A 14,471-nucleotide genomic window follows, 5' to 3' on the forward strand; every position below is an offset into this window, starting at 1 on the left:
TTCTGGGAGGCGAGGCTCATGTTCGTGCGCACTGTGTATGCCACCGGAGATCCCGCGAAGGTGGACACCGCCATCAGGGCGTTGAACGCGCAGGGCCGGGACCTGCTGCAGGAGCGCCCCGGATACCGAGGGGCCGGCATCTTCGTCGACCGGGAGCTCGGCAAACTGCTGGCCGTCAGCTGGTGGGACTCCGAGGAGGCCAGGCGTAACAGCGACGAGGTCATGCGGGAGCGGCGCCCGTCGCTGATGGAGCCGTTCGCGGCGACGATCGCGGTGGACAACTACGAGGTGGCCGTCTACCACCCGGCCGGCAGGCCGGTGTCCGGCGGCGGACTGCGCATCACGCGGCTGGAGTTCGACCCCGCCGACGCGGATCTGCTGGCCGAGACCTTCCGGGCCTCGGTGGCCCCCCGGCTGGAGACGCTGCCGGGCTTCACCGGGACGTCCCTGCACATCGACCGGGCGCGTGGCCGCGGCCTGGTCGGCGCCCTGTTCGCGGACCGCGAGTCGCTGGCGGCGTCGCGCTCGTCGCAGGCGTCCGTCCGGCAGGAGGGGGCGGCCAAGGCACATGTCACCGTGGTCGCACTGGAGGAGTTCGAGATCGTCCACGCGGAGGTGTGGGGCGGCAACTGACCCTTCGCGCAAGCCGGCCGGGACGCGGACCGGCCCCGCACACGAAGGCCCCCGCCGCACGGCGGGGGCCTTCGCGCGGGACCTGACGCGTTCTCAGGCCATGTTGTTCTCAGGCCATGTTGAAGGTGGACGGGTCCGGGCCCAGGCGCCGGTCCTCGTTCAGCGCGCTGATCGCGGCCAGGTCCTCGGTGTCCAGGCTGAAGTCGAACACCTCGATGTTCTCCTTGATCCGGGACGGCGTCACGGACTTGGGGATCACCACGTTGCCCAGCTGCAGGTGCCAGCGCAGCACGACCTGCGCCGGGGTGCGGCCGTGCTTCTGGGCGATGGCGACGAGCGCCGGGACCTCCAGCAGGCCCTTGCCCGAACCGAGCGGCGACCAGGCCTCGGTGGCGATGCCCTGCTCCTTGTGGAACTCGCGCGCCGCGAGCTGCTGCAGATGCGGGTGCAGCTCGATCTGGTCCACCGCAGGGATGACGGACGTCTCGTCGATGAGCCGGCGCAGGTGCTCCGGCTCGAAGTTGGACACGCCGATCGCGCGGACGCGGCCGTCGGCGAGCAGCTTCTCGAACGCCTTGTACGTGTCCACGTACTTGTCGCGGGCCGGGGTCGGCCAGTGGATGAGGTAGAGGTCGACGTACTCCAGGCCCAGCTTCCGCAGCGAGACGTCGAACGCGGCGAGCGTCGCGTCGTATCCGTGCTCGCTGTTCCAGAGCTTGGTGGTGACGAAGATGTCCTCGCGCGGGACGCCGGAGGCGGCGATCGCCTTGCCGGTGCCCTCTTCGTTGCCGTAGATCGCCGCTGTGTCGATGCTGCGGTACCCGGCCTCCAACGCGGTGGCGACCGCCCGCTCCGCCTCGTCGTCCGGCACCTGCCAGACGCCGAAGCCCAGCTGGGGCATCTCGACGCCGTTGTTGAGGATGATCGGGGGGACCTTGCTGCTCACGAGCTCTTGATCCTTACGGTTGTCTGTCAGGTCGTACTCCTATCGTCAACGATCACGGGCCGTGATGCATTCCTGACCGGGAAATCCATCGCGGCGCCCGTGCGTGACGTCACCTTGAAGGTGCCCTGACGACGCGGACCCAGACCTACGACAGGCCCTAAGCGCGGTACAGCGCCTCGACTTCGTTGGCGTAGGCGTTCTCGATCGCCTTGCGCTTCAGCTTCAGCGACGGGGTCAGCAGGCCGTGTTCCTCGGTGAACGGCTGCGCCAGTATCCGGAACGTGCGGATCGACTCGGCCTGCGAGACGAGCGTGTTCGCGGCGACCACCGCGCGCCGCACCTCCGTCTCCAGGTCGGCGTCGCGCACCAGCTCGGCCGGGGACAGCCGCGGCTTGCCGCGCATGGTCAGCCAGTGCTCGACGGCCTCGTGGTCGAGGGTGACCAGCGCGGCGATGTAGGGGCGGTCGTTGCCGACGACGATGCACTGGTTGACCAGCGGATGGTCCCGGACCCGCTCCTCCAGCACCCCCGGGGAGACGCTCTTGCCGCCGGAGGTGACGAGGATCTCCTTCTTGCGGCCGGTGATGGTGAGGTAGCCGTCCTCGTCCAGGGAGCCCAGGTCACCGGTGGCGAGCCAGCCGTCGTGCAGGGTCTCGTCGGTGGCTTTCTGGTTGTTGAGGTAGCCCTGGAAGATGTTCGGGCCGTGCAGCCAGATCTCCCCGTCGTCCGCGATGTGCACGGTGACGCCCGGGACGGGCCGGCCGACCGTGCCGTAGCGCGTGCGTTCGGGCGGGTTGGCGGTCGCGGCGGCCGTCGACTCGGTCAGGCCGTAGCCCTCGTAGATCTGCACGCCCGCGCCCGCGAAGAACAGGCCCAGCCGGCGGTCCATCCCGGAGCCGCCGGACATGGCGTTGCGGATCCGGCCGCCCATCGCCGCGCGCACTTTGGAGTAGACGAGCTTGTCGAACAGCTGGTGCTGCATGCGCAGACCGGCCGACGGGCCGGGGCCGATGCCCCAGGCCTTCGCCTCGACGGCGTCGGCGTACTTCACGGCGATCTCGACGGCCTTCTCGAACGGCCCGGCCTTGCCCTCCTTCTCGGCCTTGCGGCGGGAGGCGTTGAAGACCTTCTCGAAGATGTACGGCACCGCGAGAATGAACGTCGGCTTGAACGCCTGCAGGTCCGGCAGCAGGGCGGCGGCGTGCAGCTGCGGCTGGTGGCCGAAGCGCACCCCGCGGCGGATCGCGGCGACCTCCACCATGCGCCCGAAGACGTGCGCGAGCGGCAGGAACAGCAGGGTCGCCGCCTCGTCGCCCTTCTTGGAGTGGAAGACCGACTCCCAGCGGTCGGCGACCGTGTCCGCCTCCCACATGAAACTGCTGTGGGTGATCACACAGCCCTTGGGGCGGCCCGTGGTGCCCGAGGTGTAGATGATCGTCGCGGTCGACGCCGGGGTGACGGCCTGCCGGTGGCGGTGCACCACGTCGTCGTCGAGGTGCGCGCCCGCGTCGTAGAGCTCCTGCACGGCGCCGAGGTCGAGCTGCCACAGCTGGTGCAGCTGCGGCAGCCGGTCGATGACGCTGGCGATCGTCATGGCGTGGTCCTCGTGCTCCACGATCGCCGCCGAGCACTCGGAGTCGTACAGCATCCAGAAGCACTGCTCCGCCGAGGACGTCGGATAGATGGGCACCACCTGGGCGCCGATCGTCCACAGCGCGAAGTCGAACAGGGTCCACTCGTAGCGGGTGCGGGACATGATCGCGACCCGGTCGCCGAACCGGATGCCCCGGGCGAGCAGCCCCTTGGCGAGGGCCAGGACTTCGTCCCGGAACTCCGCCGCCGTCACATCGCGCCATCGGCCCTCGTCGTCCTTGCGGCCGAGGGAGATGTGCAGCGGGTCCTCCAGGGCGCGCTCGAAGACGACGTCGGCCAGGCCGCCCACCGTCGGCGGCAGCGTCAACGGCGGGCTGGTGAACTCGCGCAAACCCACTCCCCGCTCCCTGTTCGAGACTTCGCAAGCGCCGTGAAAGCTACCCCACCCGGAGACGGGGCGGGAGGGGCGCCGAATCGGAACAACCCTCACGTACACCCCGCCCAGCGGGCGGAAAATGCGCTCACATCAGGAAGGGTCGGACAGAAAACTGACGGTTGAGTAAGTTTCGGTCCCGTAATCTCCACGGAATCTGTACGAGCCGGCTACCGCCCTTGACCGCAGGTCAACGGCCTCCTGCCGACGGTGCGCCCGTCGTCTCTGTCAGCGTCTCACGGCCCGGTTTCGTCACAGTGCCCCCGGTCGCACGCGGCGCCCGGACCAGGGCGACCACCAGCGCCCCGGCGACCATGGCGGTCACCCCCGCGGCCCCGGCGGCGGTGTTCAGGCCCGCGGCGAACGCCGTGCGCAGCGCGTGCTCGGAGAACGCGCCGCGCAGCGCCCCCGCCCCGCCGCCCGCGAGCGCGTGGGCCGGGCCGTGCGGCAGCGTGTCCTGCATCCGCGAGGTCAGCGTGGTCCCGTAGACGGCGATGCCGAGCGCCAGGCCGAGCTGGCGGAAGGTGTTGACCGCGCCGCCCGCCATCCCGTGCCGGTCCTGCGGCACGGTGGCCAGCGCGGCGCCCGCCAGCCCCGGTGCCACCAGGCCCGTACCGACACCCACCAGTACCAGCCCCGGCACCAGCGCGGACGCCGTCGACCCCGCGTCCAGCGAGGTCATGCAGAACTGCCCCGAACCGATCAGCAGCAGCCCGCCCCCGACGGTGATCCGGGCCGGCACCCCGTGCAGCAGCCGCCCACCGGCCGCCGCCACCACGAACGACGACAGCGACAGCCACAGGAAGACCAGGCCGCCGCGCACCGGGCTCATCCCGAGCAGCGACTGCAGCCAGATCGAGTCGTAGGCCATCAGGCCGAACGCGGCGGCGTTGAAGGCGAGCGCGCCGGCCATCACCCCCGAGAACGCGGGCTTCGCGAACAGCCGCAGGTCCAGCATCGGGTCGGTGCCGCGCCGCTCGGCGACGACGAAACAGGCCAGCGCCACGACGGCCGCCGCGAACGCCAGCACGGTGCCCGTCTCGCCCCAGCCGTGCTGCCCGGCCCGCACCGCGCCGTACGTCAGCGCGCCCGCGAACGCGGCGAACGTCACCGTGCCCGCCCAGTCCACGCGGCGCTCGCGCGAACCGTGCGACTCCGGTACGACCCTCAGGACCAGCCACACCGAGGCCACGCTCACCGGCAGGTTGACGAAGAAGATCCACCGCCAGCCCGGCCCGTCCGTCAGCAGTCCGCCGACCACCGGTCCCACCGCGGCCGCGGCGCCGCTGACCGCGCCCCACACACCGAGCGCCGCCGAGCGCTGCCTGCCCCGGTACACCGAGCTGAGCAGCGGCAGGGTGGTCGCCAGCATCGCCGCCGCGCCCAGGCCCTGCAGGCCGCGCGCCGCGACCAGCGTCCCCGGCCCGCCCGCGACGCCGCACAGCAGCGACGCCGTCGCGAACACCACGACGCCCGTGACGTGCACCCGCCGACGGCCCAGGATGTCGGCCGCGGCGCCCACCCCGAGCAGCAGCGCGGCCAGCGCGAGCGCGTAGCCGTCCATCACCCACTGCAGGTCGCTCAGTGAGGCGTGCAGCGAGCCCGCCATGTCCGGCAGTGCGACCACCGCGATGGTCACGTCCAGCAACAGCATGAACGTGCCCAGGCAGACGGCCGTGAGCGGCCCCCAAGTACGCATGTCCTCAACTCCTCGTGCGATGGCTGCGTCTGTCTCCGTACGATGGGACGCTCCGGCCGATCGTGGCGGCCATGGGCCTCCGGGCGCCGGAATCCGACATCAGGGGGCTCTATGGAGACGAATATCCACGCACTGCCGACGTCCGGTTTCGACGAGCTCGACGTGCGCCTGCTGACGGCCCTGGAGATCGACGGCCGGGCTCCCTTCAGCAAGGTCGCCTCGGTGCTCGGCGTCTCCGACCAGACCGTCGCCCGCCGCTACCGGCGGCTGTGCGCCGAGGCCGGGCTGCGGGTCGTGGTGATGCCGGACGCGCACCGGCTGGGGCGGGACCAGTGGATGCTGCGGGTGCGCTGCGCGCCCGACAGCGCCCCCGCCATCGGGGAGGCGCTCGCGAAGCGCCCCGACACCTCCTGGGTCGGACTCGCCTCGGGTGGCACCGAGGTCCTGTGCCTGACCCGCCCGCGCAGTTCGAGCGACCACGACGACCTGCTGCTCGGCAAGCTCCCGCGCACCCCCAGCGTGGTGGAGATCCGCGCCCACCAGCTGCTGCACCGCTTCTACGGCGGCGCCCAGGGCTGGATCAGCAAGCTCGGCGCCCTCACCGCCGAGGAGACCGAGGCGCTGCGCCCGCCCGGCGGCCCGGTCCCGGGACCCGCCCGCCTCACCGCCGAGGACGAGCCCCTGCTGGCCGCCCTGGAACGCGACGGCCGCGCCACCTACCCCGAACTGCAGCGCGCCACCGGCCTGTCCGAGTCCGCGGTCAAGCGCCGCCTCGCCGCGCTGCGCGCCTCGGGGGCGGTGTACGTCGACTCGGAGTGCGACTCGGCCGCGGTCGGCCACCCGGTGGTCGCCCTCCTGTGGATCACCGCGGCCCCGGCCGCCCTGCACTCGGTCGGCGAAGCCCTGGCCGGCCACCGTCCGATCGCCCACGCCTCCGCGACGGCCGGCCCCTGCAACATCGTCGCGACCGCCCTGGCGGAGAGCACCGCCGCCCTGTACGCCTACCTCAGCGGCCCCCTCGGCCACCTGGACGGCATCCAGCACGTGGAGACGACCGTATTCCTACGCCGCATCAAACAGCTCACGTATCCGCTACCGGTGCGGTGACCGGGGTCCGGGCGGGGGCACGAGTGGGGGTGCGGGCAGCCGCGGGGGGCTTGAGGGTGCCGGTCGTCGGGTGGGCCGGCCGATCCCCTGCCCGCTCGCCGGCCGCGGCCGACGGCTGGGGGCGGTCAGCCGCCCCGGCTTGAGGGGCCGGTCGTGGGTTGAGGGCCTACTTCGCCTCTGCCCGCTCGCTGACCGGGGTCCGTAGGTGGGGGCGGTCGGTCGACGGGGCCTGACGGGGCCGGTCGTGGGTTGAGGGCCTACCTCGCCTCTGCCCGCTCGCTGGCCGGGGTCCGTAGGTGGGGGCGGTCGGTCGACGGGGCCTGACGGGGCCGGTCGTGGGGCGGGGCCTGCCTTGCGGCTGCTCACTTCCTGACCGGGGTCCGAAGAGGTGGCGGTCTCGCTAGCCGGCGTCTGCAAGGCGGTCCAGCGGGGGTGCGGTCGGCGGGTCGGGGCTTGGGCTGGCCGTCGGGTGGGGCCCACCTCGCCCCTGCCCGCTCGCTGACCGGGGTCCGTAGGTGGGGGCGGTCGGTCGACGGGGCCTGACGGGGGCGGTTGTGGGGCGGGGCCTGCCTTGCGGCTGCCCACTTCCTGGCCGGGGTCCGAAGAGGGGGCGGTCTCGCTAGCTGGCGTCTGCACGGCGGCTCCAGCGGCGGTGCAGGCGGTCGCCGGCTGCCAGGATCGCTGCCGCCAGGGCGTCGGCCGCGCTCTGGGCGGAGGCCCGGCGCCGGCCGTGGACCAGTACGAAGTCGACCTTCCCCAGTTCCGGCAGTCCCGCCCGCTCCGGTACCCGCGTCAGGCCCGGTGGGACGAGGCCGCGGGAGTGGGCCATCACGCCGAGCCCCGCCCGGGCCGCGGCGATCAGTCCGTTCAGGCTGCCGCTGGTGCAGGCGATGCGCCACTGACGGCCCTGCCGCTCCAGGGCCTCCAGGGCGAGGGCGCGGGTGATGCCCGGCGGCGGGAAGACGATCAGCGGAACCGGCCGGTCCGGGTCCAGGCGCAGCCGCTCCGCGCCGATCCAGACCAGTTCGTCGTGCCAGACCAGTTCCCCGCGCGGATCCTCCGGGCGGCGCTTCGCCAGCACCAGATCCAGCTTCCCGGCCTGCAGCTGTTCGTGCAGGGTGCCCGAAAGCTCGACCGTCAGCTCCAGGTCCACCTCGGGATGGTCGTGGCGGAAGCCCTCAAGGATCTCCGGCAGCCTGGTCAGCACGAAGTCCTCCGAGGCGCCGAAGCGGAGCCGGCCGCGCAGCCGCGTGCCGGCGAAGAACGCCGTCGCCTGCTCGTGCACCTCCAGGATCCGGCGCGCGAAGCCCAGCATCGCCTCGCCGTCCTCGGTCAGCTCCACGGAGTGCGTGTCCCGGGAGAACAGCCGGCGGCCGGTGACGTCCTCCAGGCGCCGCACGTGCTGGCTGACGGTGGACTGCCGCAGCCCGAGCCGCCGGGCGGCCTGCGTGAAGCTCAGCGTCTGCGAGACGGCAAGGAAGGTACGCAGGTGGGAGGGCTCGTACATAAGGGCCACGGTAGCTGGTCATCATGAACGGCGATGACAGTCAGAGCGGTATGACGGATTCCCGATCGCTCCGCGGAGGAGGACGATGGAGCAGGGGACTCCGTGCCTCCCACAGACCCCCTCCCCCGAGACCTCCCGACCCAGCGACAAGCAAGTGGAGCACCGTGAAACGCCTGCGATGGCCGAGCTGGATGCCGATCGACCCGTACATCCTGCTGCTGCTCGGGACGGTGGGCCTGGCGGCCCTGTTCCCGGCGCGCGGGACGGGGGCCGACGTGGCCTCGGGCGCCTCCACGGCGGCGATCGCCTTCCTCTTCTTCCTGTACGGCGCCCGGCTGTCCACGCGCGAGGCACTGGACGGGCTGCGGCACTGGCGGCTGCACGGCACCGTCCTCGCCTGCACGTTCGTGGTCTTCCCGTTGCTGGGCCTGGCCGCCCGGGGCCTCGTCCCGGTCTTCCTGACGCAGCCGCTCTACCAGGGCCTGCTCTTCCTCACCCTCGTCCCGTCCACCATCCAGTCGTCGATCGCCTTCACGTCGATCGCCCGCGGCAACGTGCCCGCCGCGATCTGCGCGGGCTCCTTCTCCTCCCTCGTCGGCATCGTCGTCACCCCGCTGCTGGCGGCCGCCCTCCTCGGCAACAGCGGCGGCGGCTTCAGCGCCGACTCGCTCGTCAAGATCGTGCTGCAGCTGCTGGTGCCGTTCCTCGCCGGGCAGGTGCTGCGCCGTTGGATCGGCGGCTTCGTCGCCCGGCACAAGAAGGTCCTCGGCCTGGTCGACCGCGGCTCGATCCTGCTGGTCGTCTACACCGCGTTCAGCGAGGGCATGGTCCAGGGCATCTGGCACCAGGTGAGCCCCGTCCGGCTGGGCGGCCTGCTGGTCGTGGAGGCGGTGCTGCTCGCCGTGATGCTCGCCCTGACCTGGTACGGCGCCAAGGCGCTGCGCTTCGACCGCGAGGACCGCATCGCGATCCAGTTCGCCGGGTCCAAGAAGTCCCTCGCCTCCGGACTGCCCATGGCGAGCGTCCTGTTCGGCGCCCACGCCTCGCTGGCCGTGCTGCCGCTGATGCTCTTCCACCAGATGCAGCTGATGGTGTGCGCGGTGATCGCCAAGCGCCGCTCGCGCGACCCGCTCGACGACGACGTCACCGGCTCCGGGCCAGCCGCACCGTCACGAAACGCGGTCGGTACAGGGCCACGTTCGCGTTGATGCCCGCCGAAGCGCCCGTCGTCTGCAGCCAGTTGACGTCGTAGCTGAGCACCAGCCGCCCCCCGGAGCCGCCGGACACGGCGGGGTGCGCCTGCGGGTTGTACGCGGCGACCTCGGCCGCCGGCAGCGAGGCGCCGAAGTTCCGCGTCGGGCCGTGCCACGGCCCGGTGGGGGAGCAGGCCCAGTACGAGGTCACGGTGGTCAGGCCGGCGCTCCCCGCGGCCATGGTGAACAGCACGTACGTGCCGTCCTCGCGCACCACGGAGAACGCGCTGCCCACCTTCGCCCCGCGCACCGCGGCGGCCCGCGTCCCCCACCCCGTGCCGTCCCAGTACCGCCAGGCCGACGGGTCCGCGAGCCGGCCCTCCGGCACGCGGGCCAGGTAGGCCGAGGACGACGGGTGGGAGGCCGCCTGCCGGTCGTCGCCGCCGAACACGTAGCTCCAGCCGCCCTTCTCGACCAGCGTCGTGCCGAACAGGACCCGGCGCGAGGGGTCGGCGACCAGGCTCTGGTCGAGCACCTTCACCACCGACTCCACCCGCAGGTCGGGCAGCGAGAGCGTGGCCACCTCGGTGGCGGTCGGCACGCCGTAGATCCACGGCGGCGCTCCGGCCGTTCGCACCCACAGCAGCACCCGGACGACCTGCTCGGACGAGCCGGGGGAGCGCGGTTCGACGCGGGCCGCGACGGGCCACCGCCACTGGCCGGGCGCCGGATCGGGGAACAGCGGCGCCGGAAGCGTGGCTCGCAGCCGGCCGTCGCGCATCACCACGGCCGAGTTGCGCACCAGCGGCGCGGAGGTGTCCCGCCAGGAGGCGGACTCGCCGACCGGGTTGGGCGGGGCGTGCACCTGGCCGAGATAGGTGTCGGAGAACAGCCACAGCACCCGGCCGTCCGGCAGCCGCACCGAGTGGGTGCCGTCGCCGCCGGTCCAGTCGTCGCCGCGGGCCGGGTCGTCACCGTAGCGGGTGAACTCGTCCGTGAGCCGGTCGTCCGCGGACCAGGAGGAGACCGTGTACGGCGCGCACCCGCCGCCCTGCCGTCCGCCGTGGTCCGGGAGGGCGGTGAGCAGCACGGCCGCGAGGACCAGCGTCAGCAGCAGGCCGATGCCGGTCCCCGTCCGCTGTCGTGCTCGTACGTCGTCGGGCACCCACGGGACGTTAGTGGTTGTCGCGCACGTGGTCCATGGGCAGCCACAGGACGGTGTCCTTCAAGGACGCGTCCCGCCCGGCGATCTCCTCGTCGCTCAGCGCCCGGTCCCACACATGGACGTCGTCGATGGCGCCGGTGAAGAAGGCGCGGCTGTCCATGCGCTGGCCGATGTGCACGCCGAAGGGGGAATTGCGGCTGACGGAGCCCGGCACGTCGGCGGTGCCGATGGACGTGCCGTCGATGAACAGCGTCAGCCGTCCGCCGCCGCGGCGCAGCGCCAGCCGGTGCCATTGGCCGTCGTTGTAGGCGCCGTTGGTGCGGACGGACACCGACCGCGGGGCCGCCGCCCCGTCGCGCACGGTGATCAGGCCCTGGAGGCGGTCGTTGGCGGGCTCCGCGCGCAGCCATACCTGCGGCTGCGCGGTGCCGATGCCGCCCATCCACAGCAGCGGCTGCTCGCCGGTGCCGGCGGTGTAGCGGAACCACAGGGCCGCGGTGAAGTCCTTCGTCCCGAGCGGCAGCCGGTCGCTGTAGGGCAGCCGTACGGCGTCGTCGGCGCCGTCGAACTCCAGCGCGCCGCCGAGGACGCCCTTCGTCTCCGCGGCTCCGCCGAGGACGGCCGCCGGGCGCGCGTGCCGGGCCAGGTCGGGGGTGGTCGGGTCGGGGCCGCGCCGTGGTCGCAGCCAGTCCTCGGTGAAGCGGGCGAAGCGGATCTCGTCGCGCGCGTCGACGGCCCCGCCCTCGTACAGCAGCCCCACGGTGTCCCGGTCGATCCGTGTGAGGTCGGAGTAGCCCGACCAGTCCGTCGTCACGACCGTGCCGCGGTCGACGCTGTCCCAGGTGCGGCCGCCGTCGTAGGAGGAGCGGATCATCATGGTCCGGCGCCGGTCCGGGTCGCCCGGGCAGGCCAGCAGGATGCGGTCGCCCAGGCGCAGCATCGAGCCCTGCACCTGGGGGGCGTAGAGGTCGGGCAGGTCGCGGAAGGGACCGGTGAAGCTGTCGCCGCCGTCCCGGCTGACGGCCTGGGTGCGGTGGCCGAGGTCGGTGCCGTCCTGCTCCCGCCCGCTGACCAGGACCGAGCCGTCGAGGCGCTCGGCGAGGGTGAGTTCGGACGGCTTCTGCCGGAAGGTGCCGCCGTCCGCGATCGGCCAGGAGTCGGTGGCACCGGCCCGCCAGTGGCCGCCGCCGTCGTCGCTGACGATGAGTGCCGCGTGATTGGCTGCCACCCGACTGCCGTTCCACGTCTCGGTGTTGACGCCGAGCACGAGCCGTCCCGCGTGCTTGCCGCGGGTGAGCTGGATGCCGTGCACGGGACCGGTGGCGTACCAGGAGTTCCAGTCGGCGGGCAGGATCTCGTCGCTCAGGTCGCGCGGCGCCGACCAGGTCAGGCCGTCGTCGTCGCTGTACTGCAGATGCGGGGTCCGGTCGCAGGGCACCGAGCAACTGGCGCTGTCCGTACGGCCCGTGTTGTACGTCTCGGCCAGCAGCACGCGGCCCGTCTCCCGGTCCACGACCGGCGCCGGGTTGCCGTGCGTGTCACCGCCGCCCGCGGTGACGACCCGCAGCGGACCCCAGGTGCGCCCCCCGTCCGTGGACCGCTTGAGCACGATGTCGATGTCCGCGGCGTCCCCGCAGTTCAGCCGCCGCCCCTCGGCGAACGCCAGCAGCGTCCCGGCGGTCGTCCGCACGACCGCCGGTATCCGGAAGCAGGCGTAACCGGGGTCCTGGGCGGCCTTGAACAGCACCTGCTGCTCGAACTCGGGCGCCCTCGAGGCAGCGTGGGCGGCGGGGGCCGGGAGCGCGGCGAGCGCGGCGGCCGCGACCAGCCCGACGCCGACGGCTCTCAGCCGGGTGCGAAGACGTGACGGCATGGTGCGCACCTGCCCTTCAGAGGTCTGTACGACCGGTTGTACGACCGGACATCCGGACATCCGACGTCCAATGTCCGTGTCACAGAGGCTAGTTGCGGTCTCCGAGGACCCACAAGAACCGTGCGGCCACTTGCTGTCAGGGCCGCAGGACCACCTTCCCCAGATTGCCGCGCGACTCGATCACCTCATGCGCCTTCGCGGCCTCCTCCAGCGCGAACTCCCCGTGCACGACGGGCTTCAGCGCGCCCTCCGCGAACAGCCGCCACAGCTCCAGCCGCCACCGCTCGTACACCTCCGGCTTCCCGCGCGCGATCCGCGCCATCTGGAAGCCGATCACCGACTTGGCGCCCACGAGCAGGTCGTACGCCTGGACGCTCCCGCCGCCCGAGCTGTACGCCACCAGCCGCCCGCCGGGGCTCAGTGCCGCGAGCGCCGTTCCGAGCAACTCGCCGCCCACCGCGTCGAGCGCGTAGTCGACGGGCTCGCCCCACCCCTCGTCGCCGTAGCAGATCACGTCGTCGGCGCCGAGGGAGCGCACGAAGTCCCCCTTCCCCGGACGGGACACGGCCCCGACGACCCGGCCCGCGCCCCGCGTCCGCGCCAGCTGCACGGCCAGATGGCCCACCCCGCTCGCCGCGCCCGTGAGCAGAGCGGCCTCGCCCGGCTCGGGCCGGGCCGCCTCCAGGGCCCCGAGCGCGACGAGACCGCTGCGGACCAGGGCGACGGCGTCGACGGCGGACGCGCCGTCCGGGACCGGCGAGGCCATCGCCTCCCCGAGCACCGCGAAGTCGGCGTACCCGTGCCCGAAGACGAGCCCGGTCACCCGGTCGCCGACCCGGAAGCGACCCACCCCCTCGCCGACGGCCACCACCTCCCCGGCGACCTCGCCGCCCAGCGGAACCGGCGCGGCGGCCTCGGTGACCTTGCGGACGACCGGAAGGGTGACGCCGACCGCCTCGCACCGGACGAGCAGCTCACCGGGGTCGGGCTCCGGAATCGCGACCTCTTCCAGGAACAGAGGGCCACCGGGGGACTCGTACCGAACGCGGCGCATCGCACCTCCAGAGACCGTCGGAACACCCGACGGCAATTCATTGGGAGCCCCAACGATAGCGAGAATCCATGGGGACTCCCAACGGTTTTCGGCCTAGGCTCCTGCCATGCCCGAAGCCCCGCTCGCCGCGATCCGCTCCCTGCCCAGCTGGCTGCTCGGCCGCGCCGCCGACCGGGGGCGCGCCCTGGTCGCCGAGGCGCTGGCCGCCGAGGGGCTGAAGATGTGGCACCACGTGGTGCTCTCCGCGGTCCGCGACCTCGCGCCCGTCGCCCAGGCCGACCTCGGCCGCGGCGTGCGGCTCGACCCGAAGGACCTGGTCGGCGTCCTCAACGACCTCCAGGGAGCCGGCCTGGTCGTCCGCGAACCGGACCCGAAGGACCGCCGCAAGAACGCCGTCTCCCTCACCGCGCCGGGCGCGCGGCTGCTGGAGCGCTGCGAGAAGGCGGCCCGGGCGGCCAACGACGAGCTGCTCGCGCCCCTCACGGCGGCGGAACGCGACCGGTTCCTGACCTTGTTGATCCGGATTTCCGGTACGGAGGGCTGACGGCGGATAACGTTCCGTCATGACCCCACCCCTCGCCCTCGACCCCGCGCGCAGCGCCCTCGTCCTCGTCGATCTGATGGACCGGATCGTCGCGCTGCCCCTGGAGCCCCGCAAAGGCACCGAAGTACTCTCCACCGCCCAGGAGTTGGCGACCGCTTTCCGCTCAGCCGGCGCGCCCGTCGTCCTCATTCGCGTCGAACGCCCCGGCGTCGCCGAACAGCCACCCGGCAGCGGTCTGGTCGCGGGCCTCGCCCAAGAGGGCGATCTGGAGGTCGTGAAGCGGACCATCGGCGGCTTCCAGGGCACCGGCCTGGACGACCTCCTGCGCGAACGCGGCATCCGCGCGCTCGTGTTCGCCGGAATCGCCACCAACCTGGGCGTCGAGTCCACCGCCCGCGCCGCCGGCGACCTCGGCTACGACCTGATCTTCGTCGAGGACGCCATGGCCGCCTTCACCTCCGCCGAGCACGAGGCCTCGGTACGCCTCGACTTCCCCCGCCTGGGCACGGTGGTGACGGCACCCCAGGTCCGCTTCGTCGCCGCCTGACCACAACGCAGGTACCTCTCCTGCCCTGACGGCAAGAGCCCACCCACGCCCACGCCACCCACGCGCCGGCCGCGAAGAGGGCCGCAGGGGGCGCGCCGGTGTCGAGAGCGTGAACGCGCGGAGGCGCGCAGCGCCGAGCACGATGGCGCTCTCGACACCGGCACACAGCGCCCCCGA

Annotated in this window: 12 protein-coding genes; 5 read left to right on the plus strand and 7 right to left on the minus strand. The window is 72.8% G+C overall.

Translation table 11 applies throughout. The features are described from left to right. Positions 1 to 18 precede the first annotated feature (18 nt). A complete protein-coding gene (locus LN251_RS25825) occupies positions 19 to 633 on the plus strand; it encodes a hypothetical protein (protein ID WP_458246483.1) in 615 nt (204 codons plus the stop codon). 109 nt (positions 634 to 742) lie between these two features. Here the strand turns inward: LN251_RS25825 and LN251_RS25830 are convergent, their stop codons facing one another. The 3 genes from LN251_RS25830 to LN251_RS25840 form a co-directional block, all read right to left on the minus strand. Further along, on the minus strand, positions 743 to 1,579 hold the full coding sequence (locus LN251_RS25830; protein WP_458246484.1) for an aldo/keto reductase: 837 nt from the start codon (positions 1,577 to 1,579) through the stop codon (positions 743 to 745). A gap of 157 nt (positions 1,580 to 1,736) precedes the next feature. Next, complete coding sequence (locus LN251_RS25835; protein ID WP_458246798.1) at positions 1,737 to 3,563, minus strand: AMP-dependent synthetase/ligase; 1,827 nt, start codon at positions 3,561 to 3,563, stop codon at positions 1,737 to 1,739. Between the two features lie 232 nt (positions 3,564 to 3,795). Beyond that, on the minus strand, positions 3,796 to 5,304 hold the full coding sequence (locus LN251_RS25840; protein ID WP_458246485.1) for an MFS transporter: 1,509 nt from the start codon (positions 5,302 to 5,304) through the stop codon (positions 3,796 to 3,798). 111 nt (positions 5,305 to 5,415) lie between these two features. Here LN251_RS25840 and LN251_RS25845 point away from each other — a divergent pair, with 111 nt between their 5' ends. Then, the gene (locus LN251_RS25845; RefSeq protein ID WP_458246486.1) at positions 5,416 to 6,411 is read left to right on the plus strand and encodes an Lrp/AsnC family transcriptional regulator; all 996 of its coding nucleotides are present in this window, start codon (positions 5,416 to 5,418) and stop codon (positions 6,409 to 6,411) included. A gap of 619 nt (positions 6,412 to 7,030) precedes the next feature. On the opposite strand, the gene LN251_RS25850 is transcribed toward LN251_RS25845, so the two are convergent. After that, on the minus strand, positions 7,031 to 7,918 hold the full coding sequence (locus LN251_RS25850) for a LysR substrate-binding domain-containing protein (RefSeq protein ID WP_458246487.1): 888 nt from the start codon (positions 7,916 to 7,918) through the stop codon (positions 7,031 to 7,033). Between the two features lie 191 nt (positions 7,919 to 8,109). Here LN251_RS25850 and LN251_RS25855 point away from each other — a divergent pair, with 191 nt between their 5' ends. Continuing rightward, positions 8,110 to 9,126 carry a bile acid:sodium symporter family protein gene (locus LN251_RS25855; RefSeq protein WP_458246799.1) on the plus strand — a complete coding sequence of 339 codons (1,017 nt, stop codon included), beginning with the start codon at positions 8,110 to 8,112 and terminating at the stop codon, positions 9,124 to 9,126. Here the strand turns inward: LN251_RS25855 and LN251_RS25860 are convergent. From LN251_RS25860 to LN251_RS25870, 3 genes are all read right to left on the minus strand, one after another. After that, positions 9,062 to 10,276 (minus strand): DUF4185 domain-containing protein, encoded by a 1,215-nt coding sequence (locus tag LN251_RS25860; protein ID WP_458246488.1) that lies wholly within the window; start codon positions 10,274 to 10,276, stop codon positions 9,062 to 9,064. The two genes, LN251_RS25855 and LN251_RS25860, sit on opposite strands and share 65 nt — an antisense overlap. A 10-nt stretch (positions 10,277 to 10,286) precedes the next feature. Further along, positions 10,287 to 12,149, minus strand: a complete 1,863-nt coding sequence (locus LN251_RS25865) for an exo-alpha-sialidase (protein ID WP_458246489.1) — start codon at positions 12,147 to 12,149, stop codon at positions 10,287 to 10,289. Between the two features lie 136 nt (positions 12,150 to 12,285). Further along, entirely contained in the window at positions 12,286 to 13,203 is a 918-nt protein-coding gene (locus LN251_RS25870; RefSeq protein ID WP_458246490.1) for a quinone oxidoreductase family protein, read from the minus strand. Positions 13,204 to 13,309: 106 nt separating this feature from the next. On the opposite strand from LN251_RS25870, the gene LN251_RS25875 reads away from it, so the two are divergent. Both LN251_RS25875 and LN251_RS25880 read left to right on the plus strand, forming a co-directional pair. Then, positions 13,310 to 13,747, plus strand: a complete 438-nt coding sequence (locus tag LN251_RS25875) for a MarR family winged helix-turn-helix transcriptional regulator (protein ID WP_403949974.1) — start codon at positions 13,310 to 13,312, stop codon at positions 13,745 to 13,747. A 19-nt stretch (positions 13,748 to 13,766) separates the two neighbouring features. Then, positions 13,767 to 14,294: an isochorismatase family protein gene (locus LN251_RS25880; RefSeq protein WP_458246491.1), complete on the plus strand. Its 528-nt coding sequence runs from the start codon at positions 13,767 to 13,769 to the stop codon at positions 14,292 to 14,294. Positions 14,295 to 14,471 lie beyond the last annotated feature (177 nt).

This window comes from Streptomyces sp. MAI_2237, assembly GCF_054189285.1.

Excerpts from the sequence above, each read along its gene's own strand:
- LN251_RS25880 (WP_458246491.1), top strand. The coding sequence starts at position 13,767 with ATGACCCCACCCCTCGCCCTCGACCCCGCGCGCAGCGCCCTCGTCCTC.
- LN251_RS25855 (WP_458246799.1), top strand. The coding sequence starts at position 8,110 with ATGCCGATCGACCCGTACATCCTGCTGCTGCTCGGGACGGTGGGCCTG.
- LN251_RS25845 (WP_458246486.1), top strand. The coding sequence starts at position 5,416 with ATGGAGACGAATATCCACGCACTGCCGACGTCCGGTTTCGACGAGCTC.
- LN251_RS25840 (WP_458246485.1), bottom strand. The coding sequence starts at position 5,304 with ATGCGTACTTGGGGGCCGCTCACGGCCGTCTGCCTGGGCACGTTCATG.
- LN251_RS25865 (WP_458246489.1), bottom strand. The coding sequence starts at position 12,149 with ATGCCGTCACGTCTTCGCACCCGGCTGAGAGCCGTCGGCGTCGGGCTG.
- LN251_RS25875 (WP_403949974.1), top strand. The coding sequence starts at position 13,310 with ATGCCCGAAGCCCCGCTCGCCGCGATCCGCTCCCTGCCCAGCTGGCTG.
- LN251_RS25850 (WP_458246487.1), bottom strand. The coding sequence starts at position 7,918 with ATGTACGAGCCCTCCCACCTGCGTACCTTCCTTGCCGTCTCGCAGACG.
- LN251_RS25825 (WP_458246483.1), top strand. The coding sequence starts at position 19 with ATGTTCGTGCGCACTGTGTATGCCACCGGAGATCCCGCGAAGGTGGAC.
- LN251_RS25870 (WP_458246490.1), bottom strand. The coding sequence starts at position 13,203 with ATGCGCCGCGTTCGGTACGAGTCCCCCGGTGGCCCTCTGTTCCTGGAA.